General features: G+C 37.7%; 21 protein-coding genes and 2 other annotated features. Of the genes, 6 read left to right on the top strand and 15 right to left on the bottom strand.

Annotated features, from left to right (window positions below; translation table 11 throughout):
- Positions 1 to 54 precede the first annotated feature (54 nt).
- Complete coding sequence (locus AO843_RS02160) at positions 55 to 804, bottom strand: HAD-IIB family hydrolase (RefSeq protein WP_054609510.1); 750 nt, start codon at positions 802 to 804, stop codon at positions 55 to 57.
- 197 nt (positions 805 to 1,001) lie between these two features.
- Positions 1,002 to 1,240: a binding site (T-box leader), on the top strand.
- A 92-nt stretch (positions 1,241 to 1,332) separates the two neighbouring features.
- Here AO843_RS02160 and AO843_RS02165 point away from each other — a divergent pair.
- On the top strand, positions 1,333 to 2,904 hold the full coding sequence (locus AO843_RS02165) for a 2-isopropylmalate synthase (RefSeq protein WP_054609511.1): 1,572 nt from the start codon (positions 1,333 to 1,335) through the stop codon (positions 2,902 to 2,904).
- 46 nt (positions 2,905 to 2,950) lie between these two features.
- On the opposite strand, the gene metG is transcribed toward AO843_RS02165, so the two are convergent.
- The 4 genes from metG to rsgA form a co-directional block, all read right to left on the bottom strand.
- Positions 2,951 to 4,585 carry a methionine--tRNA ligase gene (gene metG, locus AO843_RS02170; protein WP_054609512.1) on the bottom strand — a complete coding sequence of 545 codons (1,635 nt, stop codon included), beginning with the start codon at positions 4,583 to 4,585 and terminating at the stop codon, positions 2,951 to 2,953.
- A gap of 57 nt (positions 4,586 to 4,642) precedes the next feature.
- Positions 4,643 to 4,903: a binding site (T-box leader), on the bottom strand.
- Positions 4,904 to 5,010: 107 nt separating this feature from the next.
- Positions 5,011 to 5,658: an HAD-IA family hydrolase gene (locus AO843_RS02175; protein WP_054609513.1), complete on the bottom strand. Its 648-nt coding sequence runs from the start codon at positions 5,656 to 5,658 to the stop codon at positions 5,011 to 5,013.
- A 16-nt stretch (positions 5,659 to 5,674) separates the two neighbouring features.
- On the bottom strand, positions 5,675 to 6,100 hold the full coding sequence (gene fosM, locus AO843_RS02180; protein WP_054609514.1) for a FosM family fosfomycin resistance protein: 426 nt from the start codon (positions 6,098 to 6,100) through the stop codon (positions 5,675 to 5,677).
- A 14-nt stretch (positions 6,101 to 6,114) separates the two neighbouring features.
- Complete coding sequence (gene rsgA / locus AO843_RS02185) at positions 6,115 to 7,185, bottom strand: ribosome small subunit-dependent GTPase A (protein WP_054609515.1); 1,071 nt, start codon at positions 7,183 to 7,185, stop codon at positions 6,115 to 6,117.
- A gap of 398 nt (positions 7,186 to 7,583) precedes the next feature.
- Between rsgA and AO843_RS02190 the strand changes: the two genes are divergently transcribed.
- Together AO843_RS02190 and AO843_RS02195 are read left to right on the top strand one after the other, a co-directional pair.
- Complete coding sequence (locus tag AO843_RS02190; RefSeq protein ID WP_054609516.1) at positions 7,584 to 8,666, top strand: type III polyketide synthase; 1,083 nt, start codon at positions 7,584 to 7,586, stop codon at positions 8,664 to 8,666.
- 1 nt (position 8,667) lies between these two features.
- Complete coding sequence (locus tag AO843_RS02195) at positions 8,668 to 9,210, top strand: isoprenylcysteine carboxyl methyltransferase family protein (protein WP_054609517.1); 543 nt, start codon at positions 8,668 to 8,670, stop codon at positions 9,208 to 9,210.
- A gap of 18 nt (positions 9,211 to 9,228) precedes the next feature.
- Here AO843_RS02195 and AO843_RS02200 read toward each other — a convergent pair whose 3' ends face one another.
- On the bottom strand, positions 9,229 to 10,422 hold the full coding sequence (locus AO843_RS02200; RefSeq protein WP_054609518.1) for a GTP-binding protein: 1,194 nt from the start codon (positions 10,420 to 10,422) through the stop codon (positions 9,229 to 9,231).
- Between the two features lie 169 nt (positions 10,423 to 10,591).
- Here AO843_RS02200 and rpmG point away from each other — a divergent pair, with 169 nt between their 5' ends.
- Positions 10,592 to 10,741: a 50S ribosomal protein L33 gene (gene rpmG, locus AO843_RS02205; RefSeq protein WP_054609519.1), complete on the top strand. Its 150-nt coding sequence runs from the start codon at positions 10,592 to 10,594 to the stop codon at positions 10,739 to 10,741.
- A 132-nt stretch (positions 10,742 to 10,873) separates the two neighbouring features.
- On the opposite strand, the gene AO843_RS02210 is transcribed toward rpmG, so the two are convergent.
- From AO843_RS02210 to AO843_RS02225, 4 genes are all read right to left on the bottom strand, one after another.
- A complete protein-coding gene (locus AO843_RS02210; RefSeq protein WP_054609520.1) occupies positions 10,874 to 11,581 on the bottom strand; it encodes a hypothetical protein in 708 nt (235 codons plus the stop codon).
- Positions 11,582 to 11,592: 11 nt separating this feature from the next.
- Complete coding sequence (locus AO843_RS02215; RefSeq protein ID WP_054609521.1) at positions 11,593 to 11,874, bottom strand: hypothetical protein; 282 nt, start codon at positions 11,872 to 11,874, stop codon at positions 11,593 to 11,595.
- A complete protein-coding gene (locus AO843_RS02220; protein WP_054609522.1) occupies positions 11,867 to 12,445 on the bottom strand; it encodes a hypothetical protein in 579 nt (192 codons plus the stop codon). The genes AO843_RS02215 and AO843_RS02220 overlap by 8 nt, the downstream gene beginning before the upstream one ends.
- An 85-nt stretch (positions 12,446 to 12,530) precedes the next feature.
- Positions 12,531 to 13,181 carry a BMQ_0737 family morphogenetic spore coat protein gene (locus tag AO843_RS02225; protein WP_054609523.1) on the bottom strand — a complete coding sequence of 217 codons (651 nt, stop codon included), beginning with the start codon at positions 13,179 to 13,181 and terminating at the stop codon, positions 12,531 to 12,533.
- A 226-nt stretch (positions 13,182 to 13,407) separates the two neighbouring features.
- Here AO843_RS02225 and AO843_RS02230 point away from each other — a divergent pair, with 226 nt between their 5' ends.
- Together AO843_RS02230 and AO843_RS02235 are read left to right on the top strand one after the other, a co-directional pair.
- Positions 13,408 to 14,595 carry a hypothetical protein gene (locus AO843_RS02230; protein WP_054609524.1) on the top strand — a complete coding sequence of 396 codons (1,188 nt, stop codon included), beginning with the start codon at positions 13,408 to 13,410 and terminating at the stop codon, positions 14,593 to 14,595.
- Between the two features lie 170 nt (positions 14,596 to 14,765).
- On the top strand, positions 14,766 to 15,389 hold the full coding sequence (locus AO843_RS02235) for an exosporium glycoprotein BclB-related protein (protein WP_054609525.1): 624 nt from the start codon (positions 14,766 to 14,768) through the stop codon (positions 15,387 to 15,389).
- 122 nt (positions 15,390 to 15,511) lie between these two features.
- Here the strand turns inward: AO843_RS02235 and AO843_RS02240 are convergent, their stop codons facing one another.
- The 5 genes from AO843_RS02240 to AO843_RS02260 form a co-directional block, all read right to left on the bottom strand.
- Positions 15,512 to 16,027 (bottom strand): YfiT family bacillithiol transferase, encoded by a 516-nt coding sequence (locus AO843_RS02240; protein WP_054609526.1) that lies wholly within the window; start codon positions 16,025 to 16,027, stop codon positions 15,512 to 15,514.
- Positions 16,028 to 16,086: 59 nt separating this feature from the next.
- Positions 16,087 to 16,566 carry a hypothetical protein gene (locus tag AO843_RS02245; protein WP_054609527.1) on the bottom strand — a complete coding sequence of 160 codons (480 nt, stop codon included), beginning with the start codon at positions 16,564 to 16,566 and terminating at the stop codon, positions 16,087 to 16,089.
- 77 nt (positions 16,567 to 16,643) lie between these two features.
- Positions 16,644 to 17,285: a hypothetical protein gene (locus tag AO843_RS02250; RefSeq protein ID WP_054609528.1), complete on the bottom strand. Its 642-nt coding sequence runs from the start codon at positions 17,283 to 17,285 to the stop codon at positions 16,644 to 16,646.
- An 11-nt stretch (positions 17,286 to 17,296) separates the two neighbouring features.
- Positions 17,297 to 17,770 (bottom strand): GNAT family N-acetyltransferase, encoded by a 474-nt coding sequence (locus AO843_RS02255; protein ID WP_054609529.1) that lies wholly within the window; start codon positions 17,768 to 17,770, stop codon positions 17,297 to 17,299.
- A gap of 95 nt (positions 17,771 to 17,865) precedes the next feature.
- Positions 17,866 to 19,431 carry a BCCT family transporter gene (locus AO843_RS02260; RefSeq protein WP_054609530.1) on the bottom strand — a complete coding sequence of 522 codons (1,566 nt, stop codon included), beginning with the start codon at positions 19,429 to 19,431 and terminating at the stop codon, positions 17,866 to 17,868.
- Positions 19,432 to 19,475 lie beyond the last annotated feature (44 nt).

Here is a 19,475-nt window from a genome sequence, read left to right on the forward strand (position 1 = left end):
TGCTCGACTTTCCTCTAGGAAACGAGCAGTTTTTTTCTATGTATGTACTATTGCTCACTTATATTTTGCGCTTAAAAGATTGAGCATTTCTATAATAGCTGCTTCCACACTCGGAACTTGCAAAGTAGCCTTCTCACGAACCTGATGCTCCCCCACACAAACACTTTCCTTTGCCTTCAAAAACATCGAGGCATCGTTCGCATCATTTCCAAATGCAATATACTCTCCTTCTACTACACCTAATTTAGTTAAGCCATTCCACTTATCAATGCCATTAGGGCTTAAATCTATAATATTTTCTGATGTATGTTCATAAAGCGAAACCGGAAGTTTCTGTAGCTCAAATAATACCTCATCTATATGCTCCCCAGGAAATAAAACAACTTTTACAATATCATGAATATCTTGCAACGCTACTTTTTTAGCTATTTCTAGAGGATCAAGATTTTGATAAATTGGATGATCCTCACTGCCTGTATAAGCATAATCCCAATGGCTATCTACTAGGTATGGTAATTGAAATATTGTAATGATCTGCAGAATTGCGCCAACTATATCAGTCTCAAATGTAGTTACCTCCATCGTTTTTCCATCACAAGCGACAAATGCTCCATTTCCACCTACCATTGGATATTCTCGCATCGTCACTGGCAATACAGGTAATAGATCGCGTATTGGTCTAGCGGAGGCAAAAATGACTTCATGCCCACTCTTTCTACATGCTTCTAAAGCATTGGTGATACCTTCGCTTAAGGGCTCTCCCTTAAAACAAATTGTACCGTCTAAATCAAAGACAAATTTCATGGTCTTCCTACCTTTCAAACGTCATTTCACAGCTTTTATTATCTCACAGAAATGACTATTTTTAGAGGCTACTTATTCATTTCACTAATTATCAAATATTTAATAAAGCAAATATTACTTTAGACAGAATTAAAAAAATTTTTAGAAAATTATTGACAGGCTATTAATATCCAAGTAATATTGCTTTCAACAACACATTGTAGGCCAAGATTGGAAATAGTAAAAGTGGTTGTGTACTTGTAGAGAGCCGATGGTTGGTGTAAATCGGTAGACACACATTTTGAACTCGTCCATGAGCTACTCCCTGAACAATTTAGTAAGGGATGTCGGTTTCCCCCGTTAACAGGATAGACAGTGATAGCTGTCGATAAGGGGACTTTTTCTGTAAAGAAAAGGTCAATTAGAGTGGTACCGCGAGCATAAACTCGTCTCTATTTTCAGATAGAGATGGGTTTTTTTGTTTTTTAATGAATCATTGGCCTAAGTGTAGATTTTAGATACTGATTACTACAAAAGGAGTGTTTAAAAATGGGAAGAAAAATTTGGGTATTTGATACAACATTACGAGATGGCGAACAGGTGCCAGGAGCAAAGCTAAATTTATATGAAAAAGTAGAGATTGCACAGCAACTTAAAAAATTGGGTGTCGATATTATCGAAGCTGGATTCCCTGCTTCATCACAGGGGGATTTTGATGCAGTCAAAGCTGTAGCAGAGAAGGTCGGTAATACAAGTGATATTATGATTACAGCATTAGCACGTGCTGTAAAGGCAGATATTGACGCTGTCTATAACGCTGTGAAATACGCTGAAAATCCTATGATTCACATGGTACTTGGAACATCAGATATACATGTGGAAAAAAAATTCAGCAAATCAAAAGATCAAATTCTACAAATTGGTGTAGATGCCGTAAAATATGCCAAAACGCTATTGCCACAAGTTCAATATTCCACAGAGGATGCATCCCGTTCAGATTTTGAGTATCTTTGGAAGACAATTGAAGCTGTTATGAGAGCTGGCGCTACTATTATTAACGTTCCTGATACAGTCGGCTATGCAGAACCAGAGGAATTCGGTGAAATGATCTATAAATTGAACAACCGTATGAAAAATTTAGACGACAGCGTTCTTCTTAGCGTTCATTGCCACAATGACCTTGGAATGGCGACAGCTAATACACTTGCTGCCATTAAAAATGGTGCCGATAAAGTAGAATGTACAATTAATGGTATTGGTGAACGTGCAGGTAATGCGGCATTAGAAGAAGTTGTCATGGCTCTAAAAACTCGTAGCAACGTCTACAATGCTGATACACGTATTAACACAAAAGAAATTATTAATACTTCTCGCCTTGTTTCTAGCTTTATGGGCTTAGATGTTCAAGTCAATAAAGCCATTACGGGAGATAATGCATTTGCCCATTCATCTGGCATTCATCAAGACGGATTACTAAAATCTCGTGATGCCTATGAAATTGTGCATCCTGAAGACGTAGGACTTGATGATATGGAGCTTGTACTAACAGCACGTTCAGGTCGTCATGCAGTAAAAAATGCTCTTGAAAAATTAGGGTTTTCGAATCTTTCTACAGATGAATTCGAAGGAATCTTTGAAGGCTTCCTAAAACTAGCGGACGCCAAAAAGGAAGTATATGATCACGATTTATACGTTATAGTTGAAAGCTATTACGAAAAACATGATGCTTCTAACAAAAATGCGACACATTACAGTGACCAATTCTTTGATATCGAAGATTTACAAGTCGTCAGCAATACAAGCTTCCCTTCTGCGAGCGTTAAAGTTCGTAAAGGTAATGAAGTATTTAAAGCCAGCGCGGTTGGCTCAGGTCCAATCGATGCCCTTTATTCAGCGATTGCAGAAATTACAAACATGGATGTAAAGCTAGTGGAATATAATATTAACAGTGTTTCGCGTGGCAAAGAGGCGTTAGGAAAAGTAAAAATCACGATTGAGCATGAAGGTGAAAAGTATATGGCTAAAGCAGCAGATACTGATATTCTAAAAGCGAGTGCCCTAGCCTATATTAATGCCATCAATAGCATTGTCGTGGCAAAATTAACACCTGTCATGAATTAAAACAAGAAAAGCAGTATGGCTAATTAGTCATACTGCTTTTTCGATCCTAGACACTATCTCTTACTAATTTTTGATATTCCTCTTCAATTAATTCTATGTCAAGACGTTCAAACAAGGGTGTTACATCATGAATGGTTTTAGGTAAATCCACTTGCTCATGCCACATCATTCCATCTATACCTAACATATTTCTTACTTTCTCTGCGGAAAACGGTAGGAATGGATGTAGTAACTGTCCAAGATTGGCAATAATATAGACGCAGGTTGCTAGTGTACAATTGCCAGCCTCCACATCTTCTTTTACTTGTAACCATGGCTGTTGTTCATCGAAGTAGCGATTAGTTCCACGAATATACTCAAAAATGGACTCTAATGCTTGCTTGAAATGACCACCCTCAATAAGAATACCCACTTCGTTAAATAGCTGAATGGTTTGTTTACGAATAGTACTATCCACCTCAGCCTGTGGCACTTGACTAGCAAAAGATTTCTCTATAAATTTCAATGTTCGGTTCACAAAATTACCATAGGCACCAAGTAATTCGCCATTATGGCTGTAAATAAATTCTCGCCATGAAAAATCCGTATCGTGATTTTCCGGTGCATTCATCGTTAAGAAGTAGCGAATAGAGTCCGCATCATAACGACTTAAAATATAAGGAACCCAAACAGCCCAGTTTTGACTAGTAGATAATTTGCGTTTTTCCAAGGTTAAATATTCATTAGATACGATATGTGTTGGCAATGCTTTAGCACCTATCCCCATCAAAATAGCTGGCCAAATAACTGTGTGGAATGGGATATTGTCCTTTCCATGGACATAGTACGAAATGGTTTCTTCATTCCATAAGTCTTCAATCGCCACATGATGTTGCTTTGCCCATTCTAGGCTAGCAGTTAAATACCCTGCTACTGCTTCAATCCACACATATATTTTCTTACCTTCAAAGCCTGGGACTGGAACATCTATTCCATTTGGTAAATCTCTCGTTACTGCTCGGTCAGGAACGCCCTCTGCTAAGTAGCGCTCAGTCAATCCTAAGGCATTGTCCCGCCAACGTTTTTCTGCCTTCGCCTCGGTTAAAAAGGACTCTAATTTTCCTTGAAATTGACTAAAGGTAAAATAAAAATGCTCTGTCTCTCGAATGACTGGCTCATTCCCACATATTTTACAGCACTTGTCGATTAAATCCAGTGGGTCTAAAATTTCCGAGCAGTTATCACATTGATCCCCTCTTGCCTTTGCACCACAATTTGGGCATATTCCTTCTACAAATCGATCTGGTAAAAATTGCTGATCCGTCTCACAGTAAGCCTGTTCAATTTTCTTTTTATATAAAAAATTGTTGGCAAGTAGCTGTAAAAATAAGCCCTTAACGGATTCATGATGGTGCACTGCGTCTGTTCTTGTGTATAAATCATAAGTAAATCCTAGCTCATTAAAACATCTTGTAAATTCATCATGATAATGATTAGCAATCGCCTCGGTTGTTGTGTTTTCCTGTGCTGCACGAATAGAAATTGGCGTACCATTACAGTCACTACCTGATACATATAATACTTGCTCACCTTTTTGTCGGTAATATCTAGCCAAAATATCACCTGGTAATAGTGCGGCTACATGTCCTAAATGCAAAGAGCCATTTGCATACGGCCAAGCGCCTCCAATAACAATGGTCATTCTAAATTGCTCCCCTCACATAAAAAATGGTAAAAAAAAATCGCCCTAATCAAATCTGATTAGGACGAGTATACCCGTGTTACCACCTATATTTACAAATAGCTCACACTATTTGCCTCATTCAGTACGTCTCCATCTAAATAAGAGATACTGCCGCTGTTGTAACGAGTGCCCATCTCGTCGTAATCTACTCGCTAAAAAGCTTTCGGTACGAAGCTCAAAGGTCATTTTCAAAAGGGTTCATTTACCTCATTTCCACCAACAGAGGCTCTCTACAAAATGCTGATCCAATTTACTTTTCCTTTTCAATGCTTTGTCTATAGGATTGGCACTATTTTACGCTTTCTTGTGATGAAATGCAATAATTGCCGTTAAATTGCTCTCACTTTTCAAAAAAGCTCCAATGTTGAGCGGTTTGTAATTTATTAACCTATCTTTATGTTTAATAACTCCGTCAAATCATCTATTACAATATTTGCCTTTCGCAATTCATGGTCCTGAGCAAAATCGAAACGGACACCTACTGAGAGAAGCTGATTATCGTGGGCAGCCTGTATATCCGAAGAACGATCTCCAACTACCACCCCGTCCTGTATTCCGTTCTCTTTCACTACTTTTTTAACTAAGTCCGATTTATGCCCACTTGCAATAGATTGAATGCTATAGGTTCCTCTTATAAAACGGTCTAACTGATATGTCTCTACAATTGCTTGTAAATAATCAACCTGCCCATTACTTGCTATGTATAAAGGATAGCTTTTTGACAATGCGGCAAGAGTTTGTTCAGCATTTGGATAGAGCGCACCCTTACGCTTATGGATTTGCTCCGTCAACTTTTCATGAAATAGCATATTGCTCTCTTCACGTATTTCTTTTGCATGCATTGGACATAAGGTCTCCCATACTACCGGTAGAGGGACACCCATAATTTCTCGATATTTTTCTATTGGTGTTTCTCCCTGCCATAAGCCCTTTGTACGCAGCACATCAAATGTGGCATCAAGTGCAGGCTCTAAAATAAGATTTGTTTGAAATAAGGTACCATCCATATCAAAAATAAAAGCTTTCGTCATAGTAATTCCTCCGCGATTAATTATCAAAAAACTCCATATGTAATTTTTCCTTCTTATAATAATCCAAACGATCTTGCAAAGTTCCCGTATGAAATTCAAACTTATGTCCATCAGGGTCAGTAAAGTAGATTGATTGTTTATCTTTTTCATCTCTTTGTCGACCATCTAAAATATTGACCTTCAATTGCACCAAATGATCATACATTTTATCGAATTCATCCTCAGAGATAGTGAAAGCGATATGTGTATAGGAGTGAATGATGTCATTGCGCGGGATATCTTTTTCTACATTAAGGGCAAGCCACAGCCCATTTACATCAAAATAGGCTGTGTTGTTCCCCTTTACTAATAACTTGGCATCGAAAACATTTTCATAAAATGCAATGGATTTTTCAAGATCAGACACTGAAAATAATAGATGATTGATGCTTTGTATTGTCATATGTGTGCTCCTATTCACTTTTTTCCTTTTTTAAATCCTTTGGAAATTTGCTTCCACTTACGTTGCTCCTCAAGCTTAGCCTGCACATTTGTTTTACGTTCCATATAAGCCAATTCCCTTTGTAGCTTAAAATAACTTTGCAGACGGTATTGATCGAGTTCACCATCTGTAATTGCTTGCCGCACTGCACAATAAGGCTCATTTTGATGCGTACAATCACGATAACGGCAAGCTGTTGCTAATTCCTCAATATCTTGAAAGCTAGAAGTTAAACTATCACCTTGATTCCATAATTGTAGCTCACGCATTCCTGGTGTATCAATCAAACAACCGCCAGCAGGTAACATTACTAACTCTCGATGGGTCGTTGTATGGCGCCCCTTAGCATCATCCTCACGAATCCCTGCTACCTTCATCAGCATTTCGCCACATAGCGCATTCGTTAATGTGGATTTCCCAGCACCCGAAGAGCCTAGTAATGCCCCAGTGACACCCTCTGTAAATAATGCTTGAATGTCTATTAGGCCTTCTCCAGATACAGCACTCGTTACAAAAATATCTACACCAAAGGCTATAGATTCAACTTCTTGCACTAAACTTGAAGCATCCTCACACAAATCTGCCTTTGTCAGAACAACAATGGGCTTTGCACCTGAATCCCAGGCAGCCACTAGATATCGCTCCAAACGACGAATATTAAAATCAGCATTCAAGCTCATGACAAGTAACACAATATCCACATTCGATGCAACAATTTGTTCCTGAATTTCCGTACCAGCCACTTTTCGTGAAAAAGCAGATTTTCGTTGGAATAATTGATGAATAATTGCCCGTTCCTCACCAGGCATTTTCTCCACCAATACCCAATCACCAACTGCTGGGTAATCTTCTCGAGCTAAAGATGTATAGGCATAATGACCAGCAATTGTCGCAAGCCATTCCCCTTCTTGTGCTAACACACGGTAGGAATGCTTATGCTCTAAAGTAACCCTCGCAGGCACACAATTCTTAAACTTAGTCTGTTTCTTCATTTCTATCATTTGTTCTTCAAAATACGTTGTAAAACCTAATGTTGTTAAATTCAATTTATTTTCCTCCTAAATGTGCATATCTATGATGCCTCTGCCTAGACATCAGCCAGAGACTTCATCTTGATTCATCAAATTTTGAACCACGATAAAAAAACCTTGTATCTACGCAATTCGGTAGTTACAAGGTTTCACACGCACGTTTAAAAGGATATACAAATACCTCGAGCTAAGCACGACGTCACTTTGTATATTTTAGGCGTGTGAAATGAAACAAACCGAATTGCAGTTCGCTAAAAATAGATCTATTCATCATGTCACATCACCTACTTTCCATTTAGTTGTTACCAATATAGCTAAAATTTAGGGAATTGTCAAATACAATATTATAAGCATGTATTCACTTCCTTAACGCATAGAATGAACAAGACCAATAAATACGAGGAGATGTTGAATTGCCTAAAATCATTTCTATTAGCACACATCAACCACCTTACACATTACAGCAAGCAAATGCAGAGGAACTAACGAAGGAGCTTTTCTATGCAAAGATCCCAAAATTAGAGCGCTATTTAAAGGTTTTTGAAAATGGTGGAATTGAAACTCGCCATTTTTGCGTACCACCAGAATGGCATCGTACAAATCACTCCTTTGAGGAACGCAATGATTTATATATTGAACTAGCTACGCAATACAGTGTAAGCGTCATCCAGGCATGTTTACAAAATGAAGCCTTCTTACGTTCACCCATTTCTCCTGAAGAAATTGATGCCATCATATTTGTTAGTAGTACAGGAATTTCAACACCTAGCATTGATGCACGTGTCATGAATAAGCTTCCTTTCACAGATCAGCTTAAACGTATTCCACTATGGGGATTAGGATGTGCAGGTGGAGCAGCTGGTGTTAGCAGGGCTTATGATTTTTGTAAAGCACACCCAAATGCAAAGGTACTTGTTGTTTGTGTTGAATTATGTAGCCTCACTTTTCAGCCAAATGATTTTTCAAAAAGTAATTTAATCGGTGCTTCACTTTTTGCCGACGGTGCCGCTTGTATTCTTGTTTGTGGTGATGAAATAACAATTGACACAAACAAATCATCACCACATATTATTGCTACAGGCTCTAAGTGGATGCCAGATTCAGAAAATGTAATGGGTTGGGATGTTAAAAATAATGGACTTCATGTCATCTTTCAAAAGAGTATCCCTGCTATTATTACAAATTGGCTTGGGCCATTCATTGAACAGTTTCTACTGGAGCAAGGAATTTACAGTGAGCAACTTACGCATTTCATTGCGCATCCTGGAGGAAAAAAGGTCTTAAAAGCCTATGAAGACACGCTTTATCTTTCTTCCCAAAAAACCGACATTTCTCGGGAAATATTACGCCGACATGGCAATATGTCGTCGCCAACAGTGTTATATGTATTAGAACAATTTATGTTACAAGAAGGACAAGTGGAGGATACAGGTTTACTCGTCGCTCTTGGCCCTGGTTTTTGTGCAGAAGCTGTATTATTAAACTGGAGGGAGTAGCATGATCATCTATCTAATTTTGACTCTTGTCATTCTACAAAGATTGACAGAGGTTATCATTGCAAAACGTAACGAGAAATGGATGCTTGCTCAAGGAGCTTATGAGGTAGGTAACTCTCACTACCCTTATATGGTCACTATGCATATTAGTTTTTTCTTATTTTTAATTGTCGAAGTAGTAACAAATAACAATGGTATTTCGCCCTTATTTCCATTATTTTTTACTTTATTTGTAGCTGTGCAGGCATTGCGTATTTGGTGTATTCGCTCTTTAGGCACTTTTTGGAATACAAAAATTCTTATTTTACCTGATGCACATGTCGTGCGTAAGGGGCCCTATGAATATATGCGCCACCCTAATTATGCTGTCGTTTGTTTGGAAATTCTCCTTCTACCCATTATGTTCCAGGCTTACTTTACAGCGTTTTGCTTTACACTATTAAACATTACAATGCTTTCTGTGAGAATCCCTGTAGAAGAAAAAGCATTACGTGATGCCACTAATTATAATCGTGTCTTTGAAAAGAAGATTTCGGAATCCTAACCGAAATCTTCTTTCTCATTAATGCCATTCCCAGTTAAATGGATCTTGTAGTAGTTCCCATGAGCTGCTAAACTCTTCATCTGTTAATAGACAGTTGTCCAGCTGTTGGATAATGAGCTCTCTATCCAGATCAATACCAATAAGAACAAGCTGAGTCATACGATCTCCGAACTCATGATCCCAAGCTTCCAACACCTCAGGGCTTTGTTGGAAAACATCTTGCTGTTGAGCTTTCGGTAATGCCGCTACCCAATAAGAAACAGGTTCAATTTTTGCAGATGAACCAGCCTGCGATAGCAATAACGCGACATCTTGATGTTTTGCACTCCAAACAATTCCTTTTGCTCGCACAATCGATTCTGGCATTTGGTCACACCACTCAACAAAGCGCATAGGATGGAAGGGTCTTCTACGTGCATAGGTAAACGAGGATATCCCGTACTCCTCTGTCTCTGGTGTATGATTTTCATGACCTAGTTCCAATTCTTTTAACCAGCCAGCTGATTCTGAGACACGCTCAAAGTCAAAGCGCCCTGTATTTAAAATTTCAGCAGGGTCAATTTCACCATTAACCGTTCGGATGATTTTTGCTTCAGGCTGTAGCGCACGCAATATACGTTCTAAACGATCAAGCTCTTCTACTGATACTACATCACATTTATTTAAAATAAGGACATCACAAAATTCAATTTGATCAATAAGCAGATCTGCAACATCACGTTCATCTAATTCCCCAATTGCTTCCTTACGCTCTAACAAGCTCTCCCCTGATCGAAAATCATGCCAAAAACGATGAGCATCCACGACGGTTACCATCGTATCCAATTGACAAAATCTCGTTAAATCAATGCCAAGCTCTTCATCTAAATAGCTAAATGTTTGTGCGACTGGAATCGGCTCACTAATCCCCGTCGATTCAATCAAAATGTAATCAATATTGCCAAGCTTCGCAAGACGTTCCACCTCCTGTAATAAATCTTCTCGCAATGTACAACAAATACACCCATTGGATAGCTCCACAAATTTTTCTTCTGTTCGCGAGATCCCACTACCATTGGCAACAAGTTCCGCATCAATATTAATTTCACTCATATCATTCACAATAACAGCAACACGTAAATCCTTTTCGTTTTGTAGGACATGATTCATCATTGTGGTCTTACCAGAACCTAAGTACCCACTTAATACAGTAACAGGAATTCTCTTTGTCATGTTTACAACTCCTTAAATCGTAATGATTACTATTTACAATTTGTAATTAAAACATATAATTTTACAAAATGCAAAGCTTTTTATTACTTGCCAAAATATACTTGACAATTATTCCACTAAATTATATTGTTTAAATCGTAATAATTACTATTTAAAAGGAGGTTCTTTTATGCGCGTACAAGTAACACTAGCCTGCACAGAAACCGGTGATAAAAACTATATCACGACGAAAAATAAACGTAATAATCCAGAGAGATTGGAACTTAAAAAGTATTCCCCTCGCTTAAAACGAAACACTTTACATCGGGAAACAAAGTAATTTGGACAGTGGTTATTTAATCTTGGTATACAACAGGGTATTTCTTTGATTAAGCAACTGGCCCTAAAAAAATAACTGTTTCAAAAGATTAGGCTTCCCCTCTTTTGAAACAGTGTTGTATCTATAACTATGCTACTTTCTATTTATTTCAAATGCAAGCTCGTTCAATTTTTGATCGAGTTCATCGAGCATTCGTAATCGATCATCAATCTGCTCGTCTAAATTTATTGATTGCCTACTGTTGTCAGTTTGATTTTTATATCCTTTTATCTCATCGGATAATTTCTTAATTTCTAGATTTTTCGTCTCTAATTCTTTTACTAATTGTTGATAAAGGCTGTCCGCCTCTTCTTTGTCTCTACTTGACTTTTCTATGGTCTCTACGATGCTTTCCATTTGTTGACCTGTTACTGTGGTAAAATCATTTAATCTTTTATCTAAACCTTCAATAATTGACTGATAGTTTGTATCTTCATTTGATAGTTCAATGCTATCCTTTAATAATTTATTTTCAGCTCGCAATTCGTTCAGTTCCTTTAATAATGACTCTATCGAAGCAATTTGTTTTTTTCTTTGTAACTCTCGCTTTTGTATCTCTTCATCATATGCTTCCAATTCCTTATCAAAATCTCTCTTCAACTTTAAGAGCTCCATCGAAAGATCTTTTCTTAGTTTTGTCAATTGTATATTTTCCCGTTCAAGGCGTAGCACTAATGTATAATAGTCACTATCCCTAAGCCTTTTCACTTCATTTTTATATTTAGCTAATTCGGCCCTTAAAAATATAATCATTTGTTGGAGTTGTAGAGGATCGCTGTTTTTGACAATATCGTTGTCCATCCTTGCACCTCCTAGCCTGAATAACTTTTCAGGATGTCAATTACTGCCTCAAACTGTACTTTACTGTCTTCTAGCATTTCATCTAGTTGTTTTATCCACTTTGCCTGTAGTTCCACATTATCATGTTGTTCGATGTTCTTCTTTTCCCCTGAAACAAGATAGCCAATTAATTGATGTAATGTACTTTTTTCAAGAAATGCAAAACTATTGTCTTGTTCATTTCGGCGGCTGAGCTGGTCCTTCAGCAATTGTTGGATTACGCCACTTAGCTCTTGCTTTTCATTATCACCCATTGTCTTCCTCCTGTGTCTGTGCCTGACTAATACCATTAAGATTAATAGGGTTTAATACAACAACACCTTCTGTTAGCTGATCACAATATGTAAAACCCATAATAGTGCCAGAGTACGATAAATTATGGGACCATATAATTTGAAAATTGGTAAATGAAATCGTTTCATTTGGTTCGATGGTAGATTTTCCTACTGGTCTCAGCCAATACTCCTCTTTGCTCGACTTGTCGTTAAAACGCTCCCAATTACTTTGCCCTTGCGTCTTTAAATTAGGTGTAAAGTTTTCGTGGACATACCTTCCAGAGAAATAGAATGGCGAATCTTTTGGTAATTGAATGCATAAATATGGATTTGTGACTGGTGTAGTACCAATATTACGAATATGATAGGAGCCTAAACATAGACTCTCTTGCTCAGAGTCATAGGATATATTGAACGAGGATGTAAAATAACTTATAAGGTTGACCTTGTTTGGAATCACCAGCTCCTCTACCAGCTTTTTAATTTCCTGAACATAAGTGTTTGTCTGTTCTTTTAACGCTTGTATCTTGTCTTCTACACGAATTATCACTTCTTGCCCCCTTACTAAGGTTCATAAAAAAAAGAGAGGATTATCCTCTCTTCATGATATGACTTTCCTCTATTTATTAGCACCATTAACCAACAGTTGGGAAAATAACGGGGCATTGTTGTGGACGAACCGCAGTTGGACATGTGAATGGTAAATCTGCTCTTGGCTCGCAGAAAGTTGCTAAGAATTCAACTGTAACAGGGAATGTAGATTGAATACTTTGGCAAACAGCAACAGTAATTGTTAACGCAGAGAATGTGATTGTACCTACTGCAGTACCTGTTCCAACAGTAAGTGATCCAGTCGTACATACGAAGCAATCTAAATCTGTATATAGAATTTCTACATCTGTACCTTTAGGTGCACATAATGTTACTTGCTCACAGCGTGAAACAGGAATTTCAGTGCTTGTGAACATTGTTCCATTTGGTAAGGTAACTACGATCGTAAGAATGAAATTCTTTTGAATATTTAAATGTTGCAGACAAACAGTTGATCCATCAATAGAGAATTGGCGATTCTCACGGTTCAGAATCACAATTGGATTTGTAGCTGCTGGAATTACTCGACAAGTAACAATAGCACCTGTTAAGTCAGTAGTTGCTGTAACACCTGGGAATGTAATTGGTCCAGTAGGTGAAATATCAAACGACATTTCCTTTACAATCCAGTCGTATACCTTATCAACATTTATACAGATTAGTTCCTGCACTTGGGATGGCATATGTTCTTGCATCCTTTTGACACCTCCATAAAATTTTTATCTTTCGTTTGTAGCATATGTTTTTCAGCTATAAGTGCATGGGCTATTACATTGGATATTTATTAAAATCAGCAACGATCATTTTTACATACAATACTTTCTTTATAGTAAGACTAAAATGTTGAAAGAACCGGTATATTTGTAACAGAAAGTAAATATTTTTAATAAACTAATAATGGACTGAAAGGGGTGAACTACAATGGAAGAGTCAAAATTGTATACCACTCAAGAAATTGAAAATTTAAAGCAAAAAATTGAAACCTATAGAGAATCGTTAACTTCATTAAAAATGGGGACGTCCATTGAAGATTTCCTTTATATGAAGCAGGAGTTTGATGGACTGAAAACACAGATGGCTCATTTAGAGGGGATCACAGAGACTTTGGATACTAAACAAAATTCATATATAAAAGGATATGATGATCAAATAAAGCTTCTTTCAATACAGCTTGAGTCTCTGAATCAAACCATTGAAGGAATGAATCAAGAGATTTTAGCGGTTTTAAACAAATTAGTAACTGTTGAAGGAAATGATACACCAACCATCTCTCCCACCATTGAAATGCCTTCTCAAACTTCGGCTACTCTTTTACCTAGACAACCTAGAATGACACAGACAGCAGATCAAACTACGATTACATCAGCACAACCATCTTATAGAATGCTGCAAGGTTTGGCAGGTAAAGCCACAAACCACAAACCAAATGTAAATGACGGCGCTCCCTCTCCTCACAATGGTCTATATGGAACTAAACCTGAAGAGCGGCATTTTAATCAGCAATATTTTCAATCAATCAATACGCACCCAAGCCAAATATACAATGGTTTATACAGAAACACGACAGTTGAATCCACCTTCCATTTTAAAAATGCTACGGATGCAAAGGAAGTTCCAGTAAGTGTTTATGATCCATCTACTGTACAGCCTACTCCAAGTGAAGAAAACATCGAGAATGATCCTTTACAATCTTCTACTGTTCATGAGTCGGATAGTACTGAAGCCGAAACGTTAGATAATCCTATCGAGGCTATGCATAATGAAAATGAACGTAACAATCTTGAGATTTCCAAAGTATCTAAAGAATCGTTTGAACAAATTATTTCAGAGCTGCCTAGTGAGCCTGTTAGTCAAGACATTGCAGCAATAGCTAGCGAGCCTCTAAACCAAGTCATTTCAGAAGCAATAGCACAACCTGCTGACACATATCATTCTCCTTCATTGGAAACAGAAAAATATGTTGAAGTGTATCATGCTGGAGCAGCCTATGAGGTTCATCCGTCCCTTGAAGAAGAGAATACGCAACCTGAACCTGTAAACAAGCCGATCGAGGAAGAAAATAAGAAGGGAAAAAGCTCATTTTTCGATTTCTTTAAAAGATGGAGTTAAATTTAACATTCTATAAAACATCCACTATGTATGAAAAATACATAGTGGATGTTTTTATGTTTCAAATAAAAGCTGGCTTTAAGAAATCATTGAATTTATAGGTAAAGTAGATATTTGCCCTCCCCACTCTTTCACATATGAATAGAATAATGAAGAAAGGGGGTGTAAAAATGTGTTTAAATAATTCAATGTGTGGCTGTTCATGTAACGGCCATGGTAATGGGGAGTGTACAGCACTTGGACCATTTGTAGCAATTGATGCTGCATGTATTCCGCCAGCAGTTAACACAGGTTCAATAATCGCATTTTCTTCAGGTTTAACTACAGTTGCATTAGCTACTGTTGGTGCTGGAGTTATTGATGTGCCTTGGCTTGTTGGATTCGGTTCAGCTGTTCCAGGCGTTGCTATTTTAGGCAATACTCTAGACTTATCAGGTGTTGTCACAGAGGCATTTGTTGTGCCAAGAGCTGGTAATATAACAGCTATTTCTGCATCTTTTTCTGCTTTCTTAGGCGCAGCAATTGTAGGAACAACAACATTAAGAGCGCAAATTTATCGTGCACCGGCAGGAAGTAACGTATACACTGCTACAGGCGCAGTAGTAGACTTAGCTCCGCCACTTACTGGACCTTTAAGCGCTGGAGAAATTACATTTGGTTCAGCTAATGTTGCTCCAGTTCCAGTTGTTACAGGTGATAAGTTAGTTATGGTATTCTCAATTGCAGCAACAACAGGAGTTACTGTAGCACAAATTGTTACAGGAACAGCAAGTGCAGGTATTACCATCTCATAAAAAGCTTCCAGTCTAAATTAATCACTATCAAATAATAGTTACTTAACACTAAGGTTGGCCTCTTGTATTAGTAAATAACTAGAGGTCAACTTGCTATTTTTTCTTGTATTTAGACATCTTATTTATACTTTCGCCAAAGCATTCTGAATATGTGCTAAATGGTGTTTGCCATGCCATGCATATAAACCAATTGCATGCTCAAGTGTCGTCAGTCCTGAATCAGGGTGGTTAAAGGCTCTTTGTAATTGTTCATCTGTCAAACTTGTGAGCAAGTAAACCCAACGTTCATGTAAACTTTCGATTAATTTAAGAGAAGTTGCTATTGGCATTTCTGAATCTGGGAGCATTGCCCATTCAGCCTCATTGTATGGCTTAATAGTTGGTTCGTCCTCCGTTAAAGCTAGCTTAAAACGGATATAGCTGTTCATATGACTATCAGCAATATGATGGACTAGCTGTAGAACGTTCCAGCCATTCTCACGATAGGATTTTGCCAATGCTTGCTCAGTTGCTCTACTCAATGCTTCTTCAAGCTGCTTTGGTAATAAACGAATGTCTTCCACCCATTCATTTACCTGCTGTGATGTCACTTCTTTTGGAAATTGAAACTTCCCAATAGGATATCGTAAATCGATCAAATCGCTCTCCTCCATTTCTACTCTTTTACATTTCCATAGTGCTTAAAAGATCACTACTACTATTCCTGAATATCATAAATCAACGTATCAAAGAATTTACCATTTGTATACAGTAAAATAGCCCATTCCCCAGGCTTAGGAATTTTAACGCTCGAAGGACTATGAGCATCTGCTCCGTTGACTGGCCCACCAAGACCTGTGCTCCATCCATCAACTAAAATTGGTTGGATGGATTTAGAATCTTTGTGGTAGCCTACAATTGTTAACTCTGTACTACCACTTCTTTCAATTCCCCAAAGATGCCACATCCATTTTTGTGTGCTTAAACTCGGCATATCAGCACCAATGACACCTGACTTATTGGCATTCCCCATAATGGCCCTATCACCAAATTCCACTGCTTTATGGTCCCAATTAATTGATGCAAAATCACTCTCTTGCACAAAATCTGGGATATTCTCTGGCATTGCAACCCTTTCTTTATCTGCACAGCCTACTACCACTAGCAACATTGCACATAAAAGGACAAATCGTTTCACAACATCCTCCATTTTTTATTAAAAGTATCCTTCTATAAATTATTACAGATAATTCTGTTAATTAAAATGCCAAATGGCTAAAGTTTTTCAATAACAGCTACTAATGCTTTTAATGGATGAATAATTGGGATGGCTGTTCTCTCTTCAAATTGTTGTGCAGCACCCACCATCGAGAGCTGTGCCACCGAAATTGGCTTTTGCTCATTTGCTAAATGATGCAGAGTCTGTAAAATTGCATCATTATAGGCTTTCTTTTTCCCCTGCATAATGAGATCAAATGTATGCTCGATAACTTTCGCCGTAACATTTATTGATTTGCCTTGCTTGTTAGCATATTGATGAAGTCTTGTCATCGTTCCCTCTACAGTCGCAGGATTTGTAAATAGTATAATTTGAGGCTGTTGCTCGCTACATATGATTTCAAAATAAGGTTCATCAATTTTTATAATCGGAATAGAAGAAACTAATGCAGCATCGTTGTCTAACAATGCAATATAATTTGTGCACGTTATTAAAATAGCATCTAGATCACAGCTAGCCATCCATTTAATTTGCTCCCGAATCTTACATGTTAACGCTGTAACTCCTTTTGATACTTGGTGAATAAGCCCAGGATCTACAAAATGAATCATTTCTATATCTTCAGTGTTTTGGAAAACTTGTTCTATGTACTCTATATTGGAGTGATGTGCATGCAAGCATCCCAGTTTTTTTCTCAAATAAACTCCCCCTAATTTGAAAGCCTTTTTTCCATTGTTACTGTAGCCAAAGAAATACCGTTACGATTCTCGCCCATTTCTTTTTTTGTTACGACATAACCCAACGAGCGATATAATTCAATATTTCGAGGAACATTCCATCGTACTTTACACTGACTTATCTTTTTCCCCTTCATTAATGCATATTGTTCAAGCTTAGCTATCAATGCTTTTGCTAACCCTTGTCCTTGTCTTTCTGGAATGACTGATAGTCTAAAGAAATAAATACTCTGTGTGCTAAGCGTAAATCTTACCATAGCAACTGGCTGCTGCTCCATATATCCGATAAATGTCTGCTCGCCAGCCCGCATCGCCTGTTCAATCGATTCAACCGTTTCACTCAGTGCATTAGATGGTGGCGTTGCCCTTTCATACTCTTGAAATGCCTGTATCATCACCTTATGTATAATTGGTGCATCTTTTATCTCTGCCAAAACTAGTTCCATAATCAACCTCCACAAATGTTTTTCAATACATATTAATGTATATTCAAACAAAAAGAAACCGTATTACTCATGAATGAATAATACAGTTTACTACTTCATTTTTTTTCTTTAGCCTTTGCTTCTTTTTCAAGATGCTTTCTGGCAACCTTCAATCGTTGTATGTCTTTTTTCTTTAGAGGAATAATCTCTTCCTTCATCATTTTAATGTAAGAGATCATTAATAGCAGTAAAACAACAGTAAAAGGTAAAGCGGCAATTAACGAGGCGGTTTGCAATGCTTCCAGCCCTCCTGTGTACAATAAAACACCTGAAATTGCAGCCATTAAAACACCCCATACTAGCTTCGAAAATACGGACGGATTTAAAGATCCTTTTGTTGTCATACTTGCCATAATAAAAGTGGCGGAATCAGCAGAGGTAATTAAAAATATAATGATTAGCAGTAAGCCAATAACGGAAGCAATTGTTGAAAGTGGCAAATGCTCTAACATCTGAAATAAAGCCACTGTGACATCGCTATGAACTGTTTGCGCAATTTGTGCATCTTGATGTAAATCAAACCACATCGCGGTTCCACCAAAAGTGGCAATCCAAAAGCAAGCAATAAGGGGTGGGATAATTAAGACCCCTATAATAAATTCTCGAATCGTCCTCCCTTTAGATACACGGGCAATAAAGGAGCCGACAAAGGGCGACCAAGCTATTGCCCAAGCCCAGTAAAAGATTGTCCAATCCTTCACCCAAGTTCCACCAACATATGGCTGCATTCTTAAACTGTATTGAATAAAGTTCGAAATATAATCACCTATTGCTAATGTAAAGGTTTCGAGTATGAAAATGGTTGGGCCTGTAATAAAAACAAATAACAGTAAGACAATTGCTAAGGTCATATTGACATTACTTAAAATTTTCATTCCCTTTTGAAGACCTGTCGTTGCAGACAACATATAGCCAATAAACATGATAAGAATAATGGTTACTTGCAAGATAAATGTATCTGGCAAACCAAAGACGAAAGTCAAGCCTCCATTAGTCTGCAGCACACCAAGCCCAATGGATGTTGCTACGCCCATAACGGTCGCAATGACGGCGAGAATATCAATCGTTCCTTTAACGATACGATTTGTACCCGTGACTGGCTCTAAAGCAGTAGAGATGAGCATATTTCTTTTTTTATTGAATTGTACATAGGCCATAACAAGCCCCAAAATAGCATAAACCGACCATTGGCTTAATCCCCAATGAAAGAAAGAATACCCCATTGCCAGTCTCGCTGCATCCGTTGATAGAGGATCTGTGTCACTGAAGGGAGGTGAAAAATAATGACTCATAGGCTCTGCTACTCCCCAAAAGACCAAGCCGACACCAAGTCCAGCAGAAAAGAGCATAGAAATCCACGTTAAAAAACTAAATTCGGGACGACTATCTTCTGCTCCTAAGCGAATGGTGCCATATTTGCTAATTGCCAAGCCAAATAGAAAAATAACGATAATGAATACTGCCATTAAATAAAACCAGCCAAAATAATCGGTTGTCATATGAAATACGCTGTTTGCTACTTTCTTAAATTGTTCCGGTATCGTTGCTCCAATAATAACCAAGAGTAAAATTGCCCCACTAGAAATAATAAATACTGGGTTTTTTAAATTTTTATTTTGCATACAGCGCCTCCATTTATCCCAGACAGATGACTAAATTTCCTTTA

It is taken from the genome of Lysinibacillus sp. ZYM-1 (assembly GCF_001308875.1).
In the GTDB taxonomy this organism is placed as follows: Bacteria; Bacillota; Bacilli; order Bacillales_A; family Planococcaceae; genus Lysinibacillus.

What these genes read in the sequence shown, in the direction of transcription:
- AO843_RS02160 (WP_054609510.1), bottom strand. Translation starts at nt 804, where the DNA reads ATGAAATTTGTCTTTGATTTAGACGGTACAATTTGTTTTAAGGGAGAG.
- AO843_RS02165 (WP_054609511.1), top strand. Translation starts at nt 1,333, where the DNA reads ATGGGAAGAAAAATTTGGGTATTTGATACAACATTACGAGATGGCGAA.
- metG (WP_054609512.1), bottom strand. Translation starts at nt 4,585, where the DNA reads ATGACCATTGTTATTGGAGGCGCTTGGCCGTATGCAAATGGCTCTTTG.
- AO843_RS02175 (WP_054609513.1), bottom strand. Translation starts at nt 5,658, where the DNA reads ATGACGAAAGCTTTTATTTTTGATATGGATGGTACCTTATTTCAAACA.
- fosM (WP_054609514.1), bottom strand. Translation starts at nt 6,100, where the DNA reads ATGACAATACAAAGCATCAATCATCTATTATTTTCAGTGTCTGATCTT.
- AO843_RS02195 (WP_054609517.1), top strand. Translation starts at nt 8,668, where the DNA reads ATGATCATCTATCTAATTTTGACTCTTGTCATTCTACAAAGATTGACA.
- AO843_RS02200 (WP_054609518.1), bottom strand. Translation starts at nt 10,422, where the DNA reads ATGACAAAGAGAATTCCTGTTACTGTATTAAGTGGGTACTTAGGTTCT.
- rpmG (WP_054609519.1), top strand. Translation starts at nt 10,592, where the DNA reads ATGCGCGTACAAGTAACACTAGCCTGCACAGAAACCGGTGATAAAAAC.
- AO843_RS02210 (WP_054609520.1), bottom strand. Translation starts at nt 11,581, where the DNA reads ATGGACAACGATATTGTCAAAAACAGCGATCCTCTACAACTCCAACAA.
- AO843_RS02215 (WP_054609521.1), bottom strand. Translation starts at nt 11,874, where the DNA reads ATGGGTGATAATGAAAAGCAAGAGCTAAGTGGCGTAATCCAACAATTG.
- AO843_RS02225 (WP_054609523.1), bottom strand. Translation starts at nt 13,181, where the DNA reads ATGCAAGAACATATGCCATCCCAAGTGCAGGAACTAATCTGTATAAAT.
- AO843_RS02230 (WP_054609524.1), top strand. Translation starts at nt 13,408, where the DNA reads ATGGAAGAGTCAAAATTGTATACCACTCAAGAAATTGAAAATTTAAAG.
- AO843_RS02235 (WP_054609525.1), top strand. Translation starts at nt 14,766, where the DNA reads ATGTGTTTAAATAATTCAATGTGTGGCTGTTCATGTAACGGCCATGGT.
- AO843_RS02255 (WP_054609529.1), bottom strand. Translation starts at nt 17,770, where the DNA reads ATGGAACTAGTTTTGGCAGAGATAAAAGATGCACCAATTATACATAAG.
- AO843_RS02260 (WP_054609530.1), bottom strand. Translation starts at nt 19,431, where the DNA reads ATGCAAAATAAAAATTTAAAAAACCCAGTATTTATTATTTCTAGTGGG.